This window comes from Fictibacillus nanhaiensis (assembly GCF_036213205.1).
Classification (GTDB): Bacteria; Bacillota; Bacilli; order Bacillales; family Fictibacillaceae; genus Fictibacillus; species Fictibacillus nanhaiensis_E.
Genome location: NZ_JARMFC010000006.1, coordinates 105,434 through 122,089, shown reverse-complemented (window position 1 = coordinate 122,089; position 16,656 = coordinate 105,434). Strand labels below are relative to the sequence as shown.

The 16,656-nt window shown below is 33.2% G+C and carries 21 protein-coding genes; 20 read left to right on the top strand and 1 reads right to left on the bottom strand.

Annotated elements, in window-relative coordinates; translation table 11 throughout:
* Window positions 1-44 precede the first annotated feature (44 nt).
* The 18 genes from P4V41_RS07205 (at window position 45) to P4V41_RS07120 (ending at window position 14,116) form a co-directional block, all read left to right on the top strand.
* Entirely contained in the window at window positions 45-1,574 is a 1,530-nt protein-coding gene (locus P4V41_RS07205; protein WP_328084179.1) for a hypothetical protein, read from the top strand.
* A gap of 41 nt (window positions 1,575-1,615) precedes the next feature.
* The gene (locus P4V41_RS07200; protein WP_328084739.1) at window positions 1,616-3,064 is read left to right on the top strand and encodes a hypothetical protein; all 1,449 of its coding nucleotides are present in this window, start codon (window positions 1,616-1,618) and stop codon (window positions 3,062-3,064) included.
* 34 nt (window positions 3,065-3,098) lie between these two features.
* Window positions 3,099-3,635: a hypothetical protein gene (locus P4V41_RS07195; RefSeq protein ID WP_328084178.1), complete on the top strand. Its 537-nt coding sequence runs from the start codon at window positions 3,099-3,101 to the stop codon at window positions 3,633-3,635.
* Between the two features lie 46 nt (window positions 3,636-3,681).
* Window positions 3,682-4,698: a hypothetical protein gene (locus tag P4V41_RS07190; protein WP_328084177.1), complete on the top strand. Its 1,017-nt coding sequence runs from the start codon at window positions 3,682-3,684 to the stop codon at window positions 4,696-4,698.
* Window positions 4,699-4,772: 74 nt separating this feature from the next.
* Complete coding sequence (locus tag P4V41_RS07185) at window positions 4,773-5,237, top strand: hypothetical protein (RefSeq protein ID WP_328084176.1); 465 nt, start codon at window positions 4,773-4,775, stop codon at window positions 5,235-5,237.
* A 13-nt stretch (window positions 5,238-5,250) separates the two neighbouring features.
* Window positions 5,251-5,646, top strand: a complete 396-nt coding sequence (locus P4V41_RS07180) for a hypothetical protein (protein WP_328084174.1) — start codon at window positions 5,251-5,253, stop codon at window positions 5,644-5,646.
* Entirely contained in the window at window positions 5,643-5,891 is a 249-nt protein-coding gene (locus tag P4V41_RS07175; RefSeq protein ID WP_328084173.1) for a hypothetical protein, read from the top strand. The genes P4V41_RS07180 and P4V41_RS07175 overlap by 4 nt, the downstream gene beginning before the upstream one ends.
* Window positions 5,878-6,525: a hypothetical protein gene (locus P4V41_RS07170; protein ID WP_328084172.1), complete on the top strand. Its 648-nt coding sequence runs from the start codon at window positions 5,878-5,880 to the stop codon at window positions 6,523-6,525. Before P4V41_RS07175 ends, P4V41_RS07170 begins: the two co-directional genes overlap by 14 nt.
* Window positions 6,518-7,024 carry a hypothetical protein gene (locus P4V41_RS07165; RefSeq protein WP_328084171.1) on the top strand — a complete coding sequence of 169 codons (507 nt, stop codon included), beginning with the start codon at window positions 6,518-6,520 and terminating at the stop codon, window positions 7,022-7,024. Before P4V41_RS07170 ends, P4V41_RS07165 begins: the two co-directional genes overlap by 8 nt.
* A 10-nt stretch (window positions 7,025-7,034) precedes the next feature.
* Window positions 7,035-7,769 carry a hypothetical protein gene (locus P4V41_RS07160; RefSeq protein ID WP_328084170.1) on the top strand — a complete coding sequence of 245 codons (735 nt, stop codon included), beginning with the start codon at window positions 7,035-7,037 and terminating at the stop codon, window positions 7,767-7,769.
* Window positions 7,770-7,796: 27 nt separating this feature from the next.
* Window positions 7,797-7,943, top strand: coding sequence for a hypothetical protein (locus P4V41_RS07155; protein ID WP_328084169.1), 147 nt, complete (start codon window positions 7,797-7,799; stop codon window positions 7,941-7,943).
* Between the two features lie 611 nt (window positions 7,944-8,554).
* The gene (locus tag P4V41_RS07150) at window positions 8,555-8,992 is read left to right on the top strand and encodes a hypothetical protein (RefSeq protein ID WP_328084168.1); all 438 of its coding nucleotides are present in this window, start codon (window positions 8,555-8,557) and stop codon (window positions 8,990-8,992) included.
* A 457-nt stretch (window positions 8,993-9,449) separates the two neighbouring features.
* Window positions 9,450-9,716 (top strand): hypothetical protein, encoded by a 267-nt coding sequence (locus tag P4V41_RS07145; protein ID WP_328084167.1) that lies wholly within the window; start codon window positions 9,450-9,452, stop codon window positions 9,714-9,716.
* Between the two features lie 159 nt (window positions 9,717-9,875).
* Window positions 9,876-11,498 carry a hypothetical protein gene (locus P4V41_RS07140; protein ID WP_328084166.1) on the top strand — a complete coding sequence of 541 codons (1,623 nt, stop codon included), beginning with the start codon at window positions 9,876-9,878 and terminating at the stop codon, window positions 11,496-11,498.
* Between the two features lie 127 nt (window positions 11,499-11,625).
* A complete protein-coding gene (locus P4V41_RS07135; protein WP_328084165.1) occupies window positions 11,626-12,174 on the top strand; it encodes a hypothetical protein in 549 nt (182 codons plus the stop codon).
* Window positions 12,175-12,191: 17 nt separating this feature from the next.
* Window positions 12,192-12,608: a hypothetical protein gene (locus P4V41_RS07130; RefSeq protein WP_328084164.1), complete on the top strand. Its 417-nt coding sequence runs from the start codon at window positions 12,192-12,194 to the stop codon at window positions 12,606-12,608.
* Window positions 12,609-12,632: 24 nt separating this feature from the next.
* Window positions 12,633-13,634: a site-specific integrase gene (locus tag P4V41_RS07125; RefSeq protein ID WP_328084163.1), complete on the top strand. Its 1,002-nt coding sequence runs from the start codon at window positions 12,633-12,635 to the stop codon at window positions 13,632-13,634.
* Window positions 13,635-13,672: 38 nt separating this feature from the next.
* Entirely contained in the window at window positions 13,673-14,116 is a 444-nt protein-coding gene (locus tag P4V41_RS07120; protein WP_328084162.1) for a hypothetical protein, read from the top strand.
* 68 nt (window positions 14,117-14,184) lie between these two features.
* On the opposite strand, the gene P4V41_RS07115 is transcribed toward P4V41_RS07120, so the two are convergent.
* Window positions 14,185-14,397 (bottom strand): helix-turn-helix transcriptional regulator, encoded by a 213-nt coding sequence (locus P4V41_RS07115; protein ID WP_328084161.1) that lies wholly within the window; start codon window positions 14,395-14,397, stop codon window positions 14,185-14,187.
* A gap of 150 nt (window positions 14,398-14,547) precedes the next feature.
* On the opposite strand from P4V41_RS07115, the gene P4V41_RS07110 reads away from it, so the two are divergent.
* Entirely contained in the window at window positions 14,548-14,766 is a 219-nt protein-coding gene (locus P4V41_RS07110) for a hypothetical protein (RefSeq protein WP_328084159.1), read from the top strand.
* 156 nt (window positions 14,767-14,922) lie between these two features.
* Window positions 14,923-16,608, top strand: a complete 1,686-nt coding sequence (locus P4V41_RS07105) for a hypothetical protein (protein ID WP_328084158.1) — start codon at window positions 14,923-14,925, stop codon at window positions 16,606-16,608.
* Window positions 16,609-16,656 lie beyond the last annotated feature (48 nt).

Below are 16,656 nucleotides of genomic sequence, written 5' to 3'. Positions count from 1 at the left end.
ACTATTCAATAATTATTTCACTCACTCTACAAGGAGGTGAACCAATGACAGAAATTAATAAGATTGATATTGAATCTGAAGAATACAAAACTATGCTTAATGATTATCAAACATATGCATCCACCTTTGCAAGTGGATTTGTAACAAAGTTATTCTCTCAAGGAATCATTAATGAAGTAGATGCAGAAAAATTAAAAAAATATTTCGCAAATCCCGATCAATTTCAGAAAGAAATTGAAGATTTAGCACAGTATTTTTATATTTCTTCTGCTGAAATTCATCAGCTATATGAATTGATTGAAGCATTACCTACTTTAAACTATAAGATTGACTCTTTTGAAAAAGATAAAAAACAAGACAAGTTTAACAGTATGGTAAATAAAGCTTTACACAAAGTCAAGCATAAACGGTTGACTAGAGATTTGCTTAAGCAGACTTCTACAGCAGGAACATTAGTAGGTATATGGTTGGGTTCTAAGTCTAACCCCTACCCTTACATATTCGATGATATTTCACACATCTTCCCTGCTCATAGAAAAAATGGAGAATGGCAGTGTGTAATTGATATGAATTGGTTTAAAGGTATGTCAGATTCTTATCGTAAAGCACAATTAGAGAATTTATCTCCATATGTTTCACAAAAAGACTATGACGCATTTCTGCAAGATACAGAAGGCAAAAAACACATATATCTTCCACAAGATAGAACGTTTGTATTGCAGACTGGAAAGCTTAAGCGTAATCAAGGTTTGGGAACATCTTGGGTTACTCCTGGTCTATACGATGTTTTGCACAAGAAGAAACTTAAAGATGTTGAGAGTTCCATTGCCAATAAGATTATTAATGCTGTTGCAGTTTTAACCATTGGTCACATTGGTACAAACGAAAAGAATAATGATTATGCAAATATGAAACTACCAAAAGGCGTTAAGCAAAAGGTTCATAGTGGAGTTAAATCAGCGTTAGAGAAGAATCAAGCTAACGGAGTAACGGTTGTAGCAGTACCTGATTTCGCTAAATTGGAATTTCCAGATGTTAAATCTGATGGTCTTGACGGTAAGAAGTTTGAACATATCAATGGAGATATTCAATCTGCATATGGTTTGTCTGGTTCAATATTAAATGGATCTGGTGGTAACTTCGCTGCAAGTAAAATGAACTTAGACACTTTATATAAACGTATTGGGGTACTACTTGAGGATATTGAACAAGAAGTGTATCAGAAACTTATTAATATCATTCTTCCTGCAAGCCAAAGAGATAATTCCTATATTGTTTATGATAAAGAAACTCCATTAACCCTTAAAGAGAAAGTGGACATTTTATCAAAGATGAATGACAAAGGGTGGTCAACTAAACATATCGTTGATATGCTACCAGGAATTTCTTGGGAATCTTATCTTGAGCAAACTCTTCATGAAACTGAAGTGCTTCAACTACAATCCAAGATTACTCCTTATAAGAGCACACACACCACTTCAAATGAAGACTCTGGTAGACCTCCAGAAGATGACTCACTGAATGATAATACTCAAAAATCTAAAGACTCAAACGGTAACAACACTCCTTCATAAAAATAAATCATCTTATCCTTTAAAGGAGGTGAGAAATGAACTTGGATAAAACAAACAAAAAATTACTATGCCAACTTCAACTTAATGAAATTAAGCAAAGTGTTGATCCTACAGCAATTCCATGTACATTCATAATTCTTGATTTTGAAAAGTCTTGGAATAACGCAATAGTCACCAAAGATGTAGCACTGGAATTTGCTCCTACAATTAATAATAAGCCTATTGTTGCTAAATATCATAGAGTAGATGAAGCGAATACAAAGACAGATGCTTTTGGAGGTCACGAACTTACACTAGCAGAAAATAAACATGGCAATCTTGCTTTTGAAATGGATACTGTTCCGATTGGAACCTTTACTTCAGAAGGGTACATAATTGAAATTGGTGAAGGTGAAGAAAAAAGAGAAGTATTAGCAGCAGATGCTATTTTGTGGAAATCGAGATTCAGTGACGCTTGTGATCTTTTACTTGAATGGTACTCAAGAGGAATAAACATTAACACTAGTTGCGAATTTTTGTATTCAAACTTTACAGTTGAAGATGGTATTGAGTACATACGCTCCCCTATTTACTTTGAAGGTCATGCTGTTCTTAATTCGGAAGAACGTGGAGAGCATGAAGTTGTATTACCTGCTTATGACTCATCTAAATTACTAAGTTTTAATGAATTAAACAAATTTAATAAATTGGTTGCACAAGCAGTAAATCAGAAAAAGGAGGCGGAAACTATGCCTGATATGTTTAAAAAGGTATTTGAACTTTCTCACTCCGATATTCGTTCAAAATTATATCAAGCACTTGATGCTCAATTAGGAGAAGGATATTGGACTTGGATTATTGATAGTTTTGATGATAGATTCATCGTTTCTATTGAATCTGAAGAGGAATATAAGCAATACCAATATAATTACGTGAAAAATGAAGATGATACTGTAGCTATCGACTTCGATTCTAAAGTTGAAGTTGTGGAAGAAAGAAAATGGGTTGCACTTGAAAAAACTCAAGAACTTCAAAGTGAATTAAACTCTGCTAAAGAAGAACTTGAAACAACTAAGACTCAACTAAATGAGGCTAACACTTCACTTGAGACATTGAAAACTGAGAAAGCTTATGTTGAAGTTAAGTTTGGCGAAGCTACTGAAACTATTACTTCACTTAATAGTAAAGTAGAAGAATTAACGCCATTTAAAGAACAGGTTGAAAAAGAACAACTTGAAAAAGCTTTAAATGAAAAATCAGAGATTTATAAAGCTAAGTTTGAAGCAGTTAACGCTGTGTCTGAGTTTGAAAGTGAAGAAGTTCAAGACCTAATCAAACTTTCATTAAATGAAAGTGAAGAAGGTAAAAATGCAATCTTCCAATTAAATTCAAAGCTAGTTGATCTAGTTGTTTTACCGAAGAAAGAAGATTCGACTATCCGAGAAACTGCAAGTAAGAGAGAGAACTTAATTCCTACTTCAGATTCATTTGAAAGTCGTTATTCATTATAAGTATAAATTAAACAATTATAGGAGGAAATAAATAATGGCTACTCGTCAACAAATCGCTTTACAAACTAAAGGAAACAGAGAAGTTGGTAACTTAAATAACCTGAAAATCAAAACTGTAAATCACGGTGCAATTGTAACTGGTGCAGATATTGATCAGTTCACTCTTGGTGAGCTTGGATTCGATGCGAACGGTGAACGTACTGTTAAGCAACTTGCTGCAAAAGGAAACAAAGCTTATCTTGTAGCTGCTCCAGAAGCACGTTACATGGGTGAAGAACTTGTTGATTTCTACAATGCTGTTGGAGAAAGAGTTCGTGTGGTAATTCTTGAGCCAGGTTACACTCGTTTTGACACTTCTGCATTCACACTTAACGCTGGTGTTTCTGCTGTTGCAAACGGTCTTGTAGCTCACTTTGATGTTGCATCTAAAAAGTACATTGTTTCTGCTGCTGGTACACCACATGCAGATTATGCTACATCTTCTGCTCAATTCGTAGTAGTTTCTGATGAAAAAGACATGGACTACTCTCTAGGAAAAGCTACTATTCGTTTAGAAGTTTCAAAAGCTTAATTTAAAAACAAATTATTTAATTATATTATTAGGAGGATTTTATATAATGGCACTAGATACTCAAAAATTAAAAGGTCTTTTCTCTCGTGTAGTAAACGGGAAAACTGAAGGTAACGACATTCAAGATATCACAGAATTCGCAAAGCGTGTATTCGGAAATGGTGACGCTACTCCAGATCCATCTATGCTTCACCAATTTAACACACTTGTTGTACAACAGGCTGATCAACTAGCGAAACCAATGGTATCTGATATGGTTGGACTTCTTGCTAACTACAAGCAAGCTCAACGTGATCAAATCGTGAAGTATGAAATTCCACAAAAGAACAAAGCTAAAGTTCGTTGGTCTGCTAACGGTTCTGGAGTTGACTTGGTTCGTGTTGAAAACAAGAAATCAGAAGTAGCTGTACCTAAGACTTTCTCTACTGGTTTCTACTACGAGCCATTTGGTATGGTTCAAGATGCTGAAGCAAGCATTAAAGCTTTAGTTGATGATATTGCTAATGCAAAGTTACGCCTATACTTCAATGAAATTGCTAAACTTATTGACGCTGCTGTTTCTGCTGGTGAAATCCCATCTAAGAATGTTCTTGGTGGTAACAACCTTACTCTAGCTCAATACAACAAAGTTGCTTCTACTCTTTCACGTGTAGCTGGTGGTCGCCCTGTATTCGTAGCTGATACTCTTCTTGTAGATTACTTTGCTCAACAACAAGCTAATGCTGCTAACAAAGAGCTTTTAACAGATCGTATTCGTGAGGACTTAGTTCGTGAGTTAAACGTATCTGAAATTGGTCGTACTGATGCTATGAACCTTGTGAATCCATTCATCACTGAAAAGAACGACAAAACAGAACTTCCAGTAAACATTGGTTACATGATTGCTGGTTCTGCTGCACAAAAACCATTCGTTGTAACTGAGTTTGGTTCTCTTCGTCAAATGACTGAAATGGATATGGAAGATGAGCGTATCAAAATGAAGCTTACTCAAGATGCTGATATCCAACTTATCTTCGGTCAAGCAATTGCTAAAATCAAAGAAGACGCTGCTGTAGCACTTTAATATTTAATCTTGGAGGAGTAGATTTTTACTCCTCTTTTTTTAATTTAACTTAGGATAATTAGGAGGAATTTAACATGTCAGAAATCAAAATTGCACGATATCGTACATCACCATATATCGTTAACTTTATTACGAACGGTGGCACTAAAGTATATTCTTGGTCAGGTAGCAAAGGTAAAAAAGTTGACATTAAACCTATTCCGCAAGAAGTTGTAGAATGGTTAACAATGAACAGCGTTTGTTTTCGAGACGGTGAACTAGCAATTATTGAAGAGAATAAAGAAGCTAAAGAAATAGTTGAGAATATTGACGACCTTGAAGAATACCGAAACAATACTCATTCCACTGAAGAAGCTATCAAAATTCTTGAAGGCAATGTCAACAAAATGAAAGCCGAATTAAAGAAAATTACCAATAAAGACGAAAAGAAATTTTTCATTGACACTGCAAAAGAAATTAAACTAGACAGCAATGCTAAATTAACTTTCCTTGCAGACTGGTTTGGCATTAAAAAAGACATCCTTTTTGATGAAGTATAAGAGGTGAATTCAAATGACTTCTTATGATGAAATTTGGGAGTCATTTCTCAATAACTGTAAGGCATCTGATATTGATATTCCGCAACTTCCCGAAAAGATATATGAAGCTATTCATAACGCTATAAGACACTTCAATAATCGTTTACGTGAAGAAATGAAATGGGATGATCAGGCTGAAACAGTAGATAGAGTAATGACAAATGATCACTTACTTATCCTTTCGCACTATATTAGATATTTCTTTCTTGTGAATCAAAAAACTTACTTTCAAAGCCTATTCCAGCCATTTATGAAAGATGTAGGGGTTAAAAACTTTTCAAGTCAGTTGAAGTCTATAGAATCCTCTATTTATGAAGAACAAAAGATGATTGATCGAATTATCATGAATTCGGAGGAGGATTATCTATGAGTCAACTGTTAGTAAAAGTATCTGATTCTCACGACCAAAATTCTTATGAATCTTTGGAAAGCTACTGCAAAAGACTTGGAAAAAGAAATAATTCCTTACTTTACAAGCTTGAGAACTATTTGGGTAAAAAGTTAATGTCTGATGATGAGCTTATTGAGATTAGAGACTTGGTGCTTACTATGAGTGCTGACATCTCTAAATTATCAACTTTAATAGTAGTTGGTGATGAAGATGAAGGATTATAGTAATTATCACAATGTCTCAATTAATGACAAGATTGCTCATGATGGGAAGTTGATTTTTGAATATGGTTTAGATGGTTTTGAGGGCTATACCGTTCAAATGGATGGCACTGATAAAAAAGTCTTAATCTACAATAGCTTTTCTGATAAACAAGGAACTACTAAGCACGTTATTGGTCAGATTGCAGATATTGAAAGAGGAAAAACTCTTTTAGTTAATGATGACTATTGGATTATTATCAGTAAACCTGATGATAACAAGATTTATCGTAAAGCATCCATAAGACTCTGCAACTCAAAGTTTCCTTTACCTGGTGGTACAGAAGTTAAAACTAAAATCGGTAATGATCCAAGAACAGGAAGACCAGTCTATGAAACCGTAATATCGCCCCCTACCCTACTACCTTGTATTGTTGAATCAACTATTTATCTCCCTAACGACAGTCAATCTATTCAGTTACCAAATGGAAAGATACTTGTTACCATTCCATACACAGTGAATGATGCGATTGCTGAAAATAAGGAATTTGAGATGTATGGTGAACAATATCAAATTGTAGGTATAGATAGAAGTCAGTCGGTTGAAGGTGTAGGTTTGATGATTTTACATTGTGAAAGGGAGGTTTCTGATGAGTGAAGCAACTAAGTTTAAAAAGTACACATTAGATATTTCCAATCGTTTTTACAATGATGAGATCATTTTAAGACTACTCCATTATAAGCCTAAGAACAGACTAGACGATCCTCTAGATCCGAGTAAAAATGATATTTTATCTAAGGATGAGGATGAAAAATGGGACATTATAGATGCTCATATTATGACTGCCCCTAAGATATCCGATTTAGAAAAGAAAGCTATGTGTAGGTTGTTTATCTATCCTGGCGTAAGAAGACCGACCGATAAGAACTTTCTATTTGCTAATCAACAATTCAACTTTGATGTTCTTACCCATTCTGATTTTCAGAATATGGATTTAAGAAATGAGTGGATATGTGAACGAGTAAATGAATTAGTTTTTGGTCAAAGAATAGCAGGATTAGGTCAGGTACTATTTAAAGGTGGTCAACCTATCAATGCTCCAAAAGATTATCAAGGCTATCGCTTAGTTTATGAGTTTGCTAGTGAGAATTATTAGGTGATGAGTTATGGTGGAATCTGATATTCAGTTGAAACTTTTGGCAGGATTACCTATCAGTATTGATGGACTTGGACAGTTGAGACAATTGCCCCTCAAAGAAATAGTGAATATGGATGAGAGCGTTTATAATCAACATTTATCCGTTCTTCTTTTCGACAAAACGAATATTGAACAATTACAAGACCAAGATGCATCTAATTATGAAATGTTGATAGCTGTAAGTTATCAAGATATTAATTTTAGAGAAATGTTCATCAAGGGTTTGGAGTTGTTCTTTAATGAGAAAGCTAATTTCTTCTTTAATGAGAATTATGCTTTTTTTTATTTGGGTGAAATTGACGAGGAACGAGTTTTGAGTGCTGAAAGACTTGAAACCATGCAGAAACTATTAAAGAAGATAAATAATCTTCAAGAAAAGAAAGAGGAAGAAGCGTACAACCCAGGAAATGAAATGGCACGTAAATTTATTGAAAAGTTAAAAAAGATTAAAGCTGAAGCACCTAAGAAGAAAGAGTCTATTAACTTACATAGCTTAGTGTCTGGGTTAGCGTGGAAGTCTCATTCGATAAATATTAACTCAATTTGGGATTTAACTATTTATCAAATTTATGATGGTTTTTCTAGAACGCAAAGCATTGAGAATTATGACAATGTAATGCGTGGCATTTATGCAGGAACTATCAATGGTAAGGATATTGATTTGTCCAAAATCAATTGGGCAAATATTATCAAAATAAATTAAACAACATTCTGAAAGGATGATATATCAATGGCAACACCTAATCGTTGGGCGATCAAGGAATGTGGGGAAGCTTCATTTTTCGACCTCACTTCTGGTAAAGCAATTGTAACACTTCGTACTTTAAAAACTTCAGGAGTAGAAACTACTGGAGAAACTGTATACGCTCGTGGTTAACTCGTTAGCCGTCCTATTTGGTAACAATTAGGATTATGAGTGCGGAAGAAATCGGGAACTCTGAGATGGGAATCCGAGTGGAAGGCTGCAAATAATATTGTAGTCACACGCAACGCATAGGAGATGAACCTACGGTAGTAGAATATAATTCTCCCACGAGTCCGCACCATCCTATTAATAGGATGAAAAGGTATGCTGAACTATACTGAAATGAAAGTATAGAACATAGGGATAAAAAGCCTTATGGATAACATGATTTGGGACGAGGAAACTCTAAGTTAGTAGGTTTCTCTACTAACCGTGAAGCAAAAATTACACTTCAAGATGCGATCAACTTATCAAAGGTCGCCTAAAGTAGAAATACTTTAGATAGTCATTGCGGAATTAAGCAGGGACGCTGAGATGCCAACCTGAACCGAAGGCTAGTCTTAGATTAGTCAGGGGCAACGCATAGAAGGTGAAAAGATATAATCCTTCCACGAGTCCGCAACACCTTAGCAAGTTAAGTTGAAGGTGAAAACGTATGCTGAACTAGCAGGAATTGAACTGTTAGAACTAGAGGATAAAAAACCTCTAGGATAACAAAATGTTTTGATAACAAAGCAATCGCAATGTTAACTGGTAACAACCTTGTAGAAGGCGTGAAAAAAGTTGATCGTAACGAAGTTGGAATTGTTACATCAAGCAAAATCACTCTTAGTAAAACTCCTCAAGGTGCTTTAGTATCTGTATTTAAGTTGAATGCAGATGGAACAAATGGAGAAGAGTTTACTCTTGGTACTCCTGCAACAAATGCTAAAGAATATTCAATTGTTGGTAAAGAACTAACTGTACATTCTGGCGTAGCTAATGGAACTCAATTCCGTGTTTACTATCAAGTGAATACAGCAATTGATGCTAAAACAATTAAAGTAACGAGTACATCTTTCGGAAAATCATTCCGTGTAGTTCTTGATGTATTAGTAACTGACGAGTTTACTAAAGCTCAATATTTCGGTCAACTTCGTATTCCAAATGCTAAGTTCGAGGACAACTTCAACCTTTCCTAAAACTTTGGGCTTTATGATAGAAATATCATATCGAAATCACCTTAATTCAAGGAAACTCCAAACAGATTATGCTGTGGACAATCTTGAGCCAAGCCGAGAAATCGGAAGGTGCAACGACTAGGCGTAAGCCGTACACTACAAGCGATGGGTAGTGGAAATGGGTGAAATCTAAACAGGTAATGCTGAAGATTTTGATATAGTCTCGTCTTTATGGAAACATAAAGCAGCTAGAAATAGCGGTATAGGTTTAGCGAGCCTGTATGAAGAAACGTTAGTGCGGATGGAGATCCTGCGGTACTTGACATGAACATGGAAATCTTGAAAGCTTCAACTTCAGATGACATGTGGGAACTAGTAGTATATAGTGATAGCGATATCGTTTAATTAGTAAATTATTTAATAATTATGAGGTTAGAGATTAAACCCTAGCCTCTCCCCTTTTAAAGAGGTGAAATAAATGAAGCAAAATAAATATAGTAAGTCTCTAGATATTCAAGTTGAGAAAAAAACTGAAGTGAAGACTTCCAAAGAAATCGAACTTCAAATTGATGATGTCGAACATGATGCTGTAATTGTAAACATTGGTGGCTGGAGAGTTCGAGCATATTTTGATGAATCTCTGTCAAAAGATGATAAAGAGAATCTTTCTCACGGGAAAATATTAGTCCGCTATTTTGGAGATTTAGAAGATATACATTCAGTAAAATTATTACCATTAAAGTAAAATTTTTCAATGTAAATGATTGACTTAAGTGAATTATTCAAGTAAGATGAAATTGGATAGGTTAGGAAGTCATGAGCCAAACCGATAAGAGGGGTCTATCCCACCTCTCTTCCAATTTAATTTAAAAGGGTAAATTATACACTAGGGATGGTGTTAGTTATGTTATTGACAAAAGAAGTTGAAACTAGTTGGAATCCAACTACAAGAAAACATTATGAAACTCTTGGATATAAGTTTACAAAATTCCGAGAGAAATTTATTGTGAAAGTTGAAGATTTGTTTCCTAAAAGCAACATAAAGATAGAATTAGAATGTGATTATTGCAATAAAAAAATTCCAAGGTCTTATAATGAATACAACGATAGAAAGTCTGAACTACTTAATAAGGACGCTTGTAAAAAATGCACACAAGCTAAAACTACCGAACTAAATATAATAAAACAAAATCTTGGATTGTTAACGAAGGAAGATAAAGGATACTGGAATTTTAAACAAAATAGACAAAATGAACTTAGACTGTTTATTGACAATAATGGTACAATTGACCATCTTGCAGAAAAAGACAGAACTCTATATGATGCCATATGGAAATATGACGGTTCAGTTAATAAACTTTTGAGTGAAATGAACATCAACTGGAATGAGGTTTGTTCAGTCAATTTTAATAATCATTATAAAAACTTTGAAAATGTTAAAACGGAAATAAATAGTTTTATAAATACTTACAAAAGATTTCCGCATAAAAAAGAAATCATTAAAGAACTAGGAATTCAGCAGAGAGATATTGATTATCATGGCGGAATATACGAATTAAAACGAAAGTTAAATTATTTAGACGACAAAGATTTAGTGGATGATAACGGCTTTCTAAATGGTTCACGATTGGAATATCTTGTTGCCCAATATTTAATTCATAACGAGATCCCATATAAACGTGAACAAAGACCTTTTCCTAAAAATGAAGGATACTATAGGTCTGATTTTTGTATTGAAAGTGTCGATGGAAAAGTATTTCACGTTGAACTTTGGGGATTCAGAGAAAATGATGTTAGTGGAATAGGTAAACGATATGGAGAAATTAAGCAGCGAAAATTAAAACTTTACCAAAAATATAATTTAAACTTAATATCTCTTAACTACAGCGATATGTATCATAAAAATCTTGATGGCATACAAAATTATTTGATCAATTCGTTGAGTGTTTTAAAAGGATACAATTTTAAAATTATAGAAAACGAATTTTTAGTAACTCCATCTCAATTAACAGATGAAGGAATTTTAAATGAAATTATGAAATACAGTGAGGATGAAGACTACCTCCCAACTCAATTAATATTAAGTGAATTAGGATTGAACCACTTTTCCATTGAAATAAGAAGAAGACATAAGACTTATTTGGCTTTTGCTAAAAAATTCAATAAAAAACTTGTGGCTAGATCATATGAATGGAATGAAGAATTAATTTTTAGTAAATTGTTTGAAATAGTAAGTGATAGGCAATTACCGATTAACAAAAAAGTATTAAAAGAGTTAGGACTTCAAGGTTTAGCAAGTTCATTAAGAAAGTTGACGGGAAGCCAAAGTTTAATTCCAGTAAAGTTAAATTTCTATATTAAATATTTGAAGAATAATCATTTCATCCATAATGAAGATGTTGCTTATCTTCAAAATATCAAGTTAAATAAGGGAATTAATATTATGAATGTTGTAACGCCTGACCAACAAGAACTAGCTAAACAAATTCTAGATAAATATGAACAACTCAACTCCCAAGCAATTTAACTCAGTATCAACTCCGATGTGCAGGAAGTTGAAACAATACTTTCTATAATAAGGTTCGATCATTATGCACAGATGATTGAGCCTTATTTTTTTTACTCTTATAAAGGAATCTAAGGAGGAATTATTAATGACAAAGAAACAATTAAAACCTAAATCAACTCTTACACTTGCTAAGATTAATAAAGAAACAAAAAGCTTTTCTGAAACGCATCTATTTGAATTTTCCAATGGTGAAACTTTAAACATAAATATTCGATTTAAACCTTCTGCAATTGAAGATATGCTTGAGGAATATGGTCAACACATGAATACTTTCGAGGATCATATGAGTGAAATGACTGAAACTAAAAAACAAAAATTCCAAGTGTATTTCCTTCATTTTCTCGTAATCAAACACTTTACAGACCTCAAAAAGTCAATCACTGACGACTCCTCAAAAATACTAGATCAATTTAATGCAATTATTGACACAATCTATTTTCAAGAATTAATTGACAACGGTTTCTTAACAGAAGAAATCAATAAGGTATGGGAAAAAGCATCTAAGTTAACTGCTGCGTATTCCTTCATGAACAATTTAGAACACAAATTCCAAAAGCATGTGCAGAACTTAGAATTAGAAAATAAAGATGTCCTTGAAAAGTTTGGTAAAGACAAACAAGTACCTGAAATGTAAATTGGAGTTGTTGAATAATGGCAGCTAAAAATATGAAAGAGCTTGAAGCTTTAATCAATAAAAAAATACGTCAAGCATTGGAAACTGAAGTTTCTAAAACAGCGAGGAACTCACTTAAAGAACACATTGTTGATGACGTTTATGAAGCTTATACCCCTCAGACATACGATAGAACGGGTGGTTTACTGCAAGATAGAAACATAGATACTCATATGGAAAACGACAATACATTGAGTGTTAGATCAACACGTGAAGAAGATGGTCGAGATATCGCTTCAATCATCGAGTATGGAAAAGGTTATTCTTACGATGGTTTAGATGAACGCATAGGAGCAAGACCGTTTCATGAAGAAGTAGCGAAAGAATTGGCTAATGGGTTGGCAAAAGATGCTTTAATAAAGGGTTTAAAAAAACAAGGAATAGAAGTAAAGTAAATTATATAATAAGTTGGTGGATAAATGAGTAACATTAATAAAAACATGTTGCGTGAAAGAGCTATACCACTTCCAGAAGTAACAGAGCAAATGTGGCAAGAAGTAAATGAAGACTTTAGAACATTAGTTGAAGAATATGTTTCAGTACAAAATCACTCGCCTGAAACTAAGAAACAATATCTAAGCGGACTTAAACAGTTCGGATGGTATCTCAAAACATCTATGAACAACAAACCTTTTTATAAAGTAACTAAGCGTGATTTCATCCGTTTTATGAGTTATTTACGTGACAATCGAAAACAATCATCTTCTGCTCAAAGCTTTAAAAAAGCATGTGTTTCTTCATTGTGTAATTACATAGAAAATGTTGTTGCCGAAGATGATGAAAACTATAAGTTGTTTAGAAACTTTACTCGTGGACTCCCTGCTATCCCAAAGAACAAAGTGTATGAGAAAGTCAAAGTTACATACGATGAATATCAAGAAATGATGAAGGTTCTTGAAGGTGATGAGAATTGGTTGGGAATGGCGTGGCTATCTACTGCTTTTAATGTAGGAGCAAGACGTAGTGAGATAATTCAATTTAAAACTGAAATTTTATCTTATGATTTTCCTGAAGATGCATCATTTATGTATTCCCACAATGTAAGATTAAAGGGATCTGGAGAAGACGGGAAAATTGAGCCGTATATGGTCAATCGTGAAGCAATAAAATATATGAAATTATGGGTAGAAAAACGTGGATATGATTGCGATTACATATTCTCTACTAAGTACGGCACAGAAGGTAAAATGATGTCTAAATCATGGGCAGACTATTTCTGTTCTGAAGTGTTAAGTGACATTCTTGGACGTAGAATTAATCCACATTTATTTAAAGCTTCATGTATTACCTACTTACTTGAGAGTGGAGTTCCATTAGAACTTGTTTCTAAATTCGTAGCCCACCACGAAAATGTAGCAACTACTATCGCTCACTATGATCTTCGTGACTTTGAAGAAGAAAAGAATCAAATTTTCAAATAAACAAATTATACCCTTAAAGGATTACAAGGAGGAATTTTATGCGTATTCCAAATCATTTAGTTCAGCCGTTTGCAGACTTTTTGCTTTCTCTTGAACTCCCCTTCCGTCAGTCTCGCTTACGTTCTAAGTTGGTAAAACAAGCACGAGCACATTTACAGGAGTTACATGAATACAAACAAGAACTGATTGAGAAATACGGAGATAAAGATGAAAATGGAAAACTGGTTACTATACCTAACGATGAAGGTACAGTTCAAATTAAAGTAACTAATATGGACAATGTAGATTCTTACAACAGGGAATACTCATCATTAATGCAAGAAGATTGGATCATTGATGAAAGCGAATCCAATAAAGATATGTTAACTACTGTACGTGAAATTATATTGAATTATGAAGGTACAATTTCAGGTGAAGAAGCAATGCAGTTTGATGTATATGCAGATGCTTTTGAGAATTTAAGTTATAAGGAAGACCACTAGATTTATTTTTAGTGGTCTTTGTGTTCTTTTGAATTAAGCTTCCATTAGTGGGATTTTAATTGATAAGATCAATCTTCGATTTCCCTAATTATAAATAAGTCTTCAATGGGAACATTTAGTGCTTTTGATATTAAGATTAAATGTAAATCCATGTGTTGCCTATTGCGATCAAACCTGGATATTACAGCCTGATTAATTCCTGTTAATTCGGATAACTGCATCTGAGTCATACCTTTTTCTTTCAATATATATGAGAGTCTTGGATTAACAATGTAATTCAATTTGCTCCCTCCTTTAAATACATTATGCAATAATCAATAGTCATTTGGCAATATAAATCAGAAATTATTTTATTTAACATATTGACTATGTGTTAGTGCATATTGTAATATAAAGATAGTTAAACAATTCCATTTAAGGGAGAGATTGAAATGCCTAATGAAGTATACGGGATAATCAACTTGGATGTAAGTACGAAGGTTGGCAGCGAGTCCAATGACTTAGGAATACTTGAAGCTAACTATAAATTGAATGACATGAGAATTGTGAATGTAGAATTAAAGTTTGAAGATTTGAATGGAAAGTTACATAACGTGAAAGTACATAACTGGAATATAGATTGGGAAGCTTACTTTGGTGAAGATGAGTAAGTTTTGAGAATGTAAGTTGGATAGATGAATAGGTTGATAACTTTTGTGGGTGCGGTTAGAGGAGTAGCTACCTTTAATTAATGAGTGTATTCCCCTTCACTCTCGCACCTACAAGTTTAATTTGGGGGATTAAGATTGTGAAAGGGGAAAAAGAAGATGATAGTTGAGGGACAAAAAGTTAAGGTTAAGTGGCATAGTAATAACAGAAAACATTTTGAGAAATATGGGTATATATTCACTTTTGTAAGAGATGAGTTTGAAGTAAACATTGACGAACTAAATAAAGGATCAAAAATTGAAATAAAATGTAGTTGTGACGTGTGTAATACCATCTTTTTTCGTATAGCGAAATTAGCGTTCAAATACAAGAAGCATTTTTGTTCAGTTGGCTGTAAAACTTTAAATATGAAAAAACACCCAAACAACCCCTCGACCAAAGTGCTTCATCCTTGTGAAAATTGTGGTGAACAAACACTTTTTAGTAAGCATAGACATGATAAATTACTTTATGGAGAAACTAAAAATTTGTTTTGTAGTCGTAAATGTCAATCTGTTTGGAAAAGCGAACATAGTAAAGGTGAAAATAATCCGAATTACAATTCAGTTTATAAATCTTGTAACAGTTGTAATAAAGATTATACGGTACCATTTCACCGCAAAGACACTGCGAATTATTGCTCTGAAAAGTGTAAAAGAGAAGGAAGTAGAAAGAGAGTTGAGGTTAAATGTGGTACATGTGAAAAATCATTTTTAACCACTCCTTCACAGATCAAAAAAAGTAAAAGCGGATTATTATTTTGTAGTAATAGCTGTGTAGGATTATACAATGGAATTATAAGGGATAAGAAAATTGAAAAAACATGTTTGATATGTCAGGGAACGTATAAAGTGAAAAGAAGTGAATTTGAAAAAAGCGTTACTTGTTCAAGCAGTTGTCAGAATGTATGGCAATCTCAATATTTAATTGGTGTTAAAGCTAATAACTATAATCATAATATACCATTGGAAAAGAGAATCGTGGAGTGTAAGATGTGTAAAAAAGAGTGTAAGATTTCCCCTTATAAAATTAAAGAGTTAGAAAACGGTAAAGAAAAATTCTGCTCGAAAATATGTTTTCAAAAATGGTATGCAGAAGATTGGTCGCAGAGGGAAGAATGGAAAGAAGAAAGCAGAATTAGAGCTGTAAAGATGTTAGAAGATGGAGTATTCAATCATACAGATACAGGATGTCAAGTAATTGTAAACGAAATTTTAAATTTACTTAACATCAAATTTGTAAACGAGTATGGAGTTAAATACTATTCTATTGACAATTATATACCAGATCACAATTTAGCAATTGAAGTAATGGGAACTTTTTGGCACGCAGATCCAAGGAAATACAAAGAAATTAATTATCAACGACAATTAGATAGAATAAAGAGTGATAAAGCTAAAAATTCATTTTTAAATAATAATCAAAATATTAACATTCTATATTTGTGGGAACAAGATATACTTTCCAACCCTTTATTAATTGAAAAGTTAATTATAGAGTATATTAACTTGAGCGGCAATTTAACTAACTTTCACAGCTTTAATTATTACTTAAACAAGTCTGATGAACTGAAGTTAAATGGTAACAATATAATACCGTATCAAGATTACAATATAGAAGATATGAGAAATGTTATCAATATTCTTACTGAAAAAAGAGATAAGACTCAATACGATAAGTGGATTTCTTTCAATTGTGAACACTGCGGAAAAGAAAAAGTTCAGTTAATTAGCAAATATAATAATTCTAAAACACATTGCTGTAGCTATGAGTGTTCATACCAGCTGAGAAAAAGTAACAATTAAGCACACTAAATACACACTTCCCTCTTTAGTTAATTTATGTTATAATTA

What these genes read in the sequence shown, in the direction of transcription:
- P4V41_RS07105 (WP_328084158.1), top strand. Translation starts at nt 14,923, where the DNA reads ATGATAGTTGAGGGACAAAAAGTTAAGGTTAAGTGGCATAGTAATAAC.
- P4V41_RS07195 (WP_328084178.1), top strand. Translation starts at nt 3,099, where the DNA reads ATGGCTACTCGTCAACAAATCGCTTTACAAACTAAAGGAAACAGAGAA.
- P4V41_RS07160 (WP_328084170.1), top strand. Translation starts at nt 7,035, where the DNA reads ATGGTGGAATCTGATATTCAGTTGAAACTTTTGGCAGGATTACCTATC.
- P4V41_RS07185 (WP_328084176.1), top strand. Translation starts at nt 4,773, where the DNA reads ATGTCAGAAATCAAAATTGCACGATATCGTACATCACCATATATCGTT.
- P4V41_RS07165 (WP_328084171.1), top strand. Translation starts at nt 6,518, where the DNA reads ATGAGTGAAGCAACTAAGTTTAAAAAGTACACATTAGATATTTCCAAT.
- P4V41_RS07110 (WP_328084159.1), top strand. Translation starts at nt 14,548, where the DNA reads ATGCCTAATGAAGTATACGGGATAATCAACTTGGATGTAAGTACGAAG.
- P4V41_RS07125 (WP_328084163.1), top strand. Translation starts at nt 12,633, where the DNA reads ATGAGTAACATTAATAAAAACATGTTGCGTGAAAGAGCTATACCACTT.
- P4V41_RS07180 (WP_328084174.1), top strand. Translation starts at nt 5,251, where the DNA reads ATGACTTCTTATGATGAAATTTGGGAGTCATTTCTCAATAACTGTAAG.
- P4V41_RS07175 (WP_328084173.1), top strand. Translation starts at nt 5,643, where the DNA reads ATGAGTCAACTGTTAGTAAAAGTATCTGATTCTCACGACCAAAATTCT.
- P4V41_RS07205 (WP_328084179.1), top strand. Translation starts at nt 45, where the DNA reads ATGACAGAAATTAATAAGATTGATATTGAATCTGAAGAATACAAAACT.
- P4V41_RS07145 (WP_328084167.1), top strand. Translation starts at nt 9,450, where the DNA reads ATGAAGCAAAATAAATATAGTAAGTCTCTAGATATTCAAGTTGAGAAA.
- P4V41_RS07150 (WP_328084168.1), top strand. Translation starts at nt 8,555, where the DNA reads ATGTTAACTGGTAACAACCTTGTAGAAGGCGTGAAAAAAGTTGATCGT.
- P4V41_RS07140 (WP_328084166.1), top strand. Translation starts at nt 9,876, where the DNA reads ATGTTATTGACAAAAGAAGTTGAAACTAGTTGGAATCCAACTACAAGA.
- P4V41_RS07170 (WP_328084172.1), top strand. Translation starts at nt 5,878, where the DNA reads ATGAAGGATTATAGTAATTATCACAATGTCTCAATTAATGACAAGATT.
- P4V41_RS07130 (WP_328084164.1), top strand. Translation starts at nt 12,192, where the DNA reads ATGGCAGCTAAAAATATGAAAGAGCTTGAAGCTTTAATCAATAAAAAA.
- P4V41_RS07155 (WP_328084169.1), top strand. Translation starts at nt 7,797, where the DNA reads ATGGCAACACCTAATCGTTGGGCGATCAAGGAATGTGGGGAAGCTTCA.
- P4V41_RS07135 (WP_328084165.1), top strand. Translation starts at nt 11,626, where the DNA reads ATGACAAAGAAACAATTAAAACCTAAATCAACTCTTACACTTGCTAAG.
- P4V41_RS07120 (WP_328084162.1), top strand. Translation starts at nt 13,673, where the DNA reads ATGCGTATTCCAAATCATTTAGTTCAGCCGTTTGCAGACTTTTTGCTT.
- P4V41_RS07190 (WP_328084177.1), top strand. Translation starts at nt 3,682, where the DNA reads ATGGCACTAGATACTCAAAAATTAAAAGGTCTTTTCTCTCGTGTAGTA.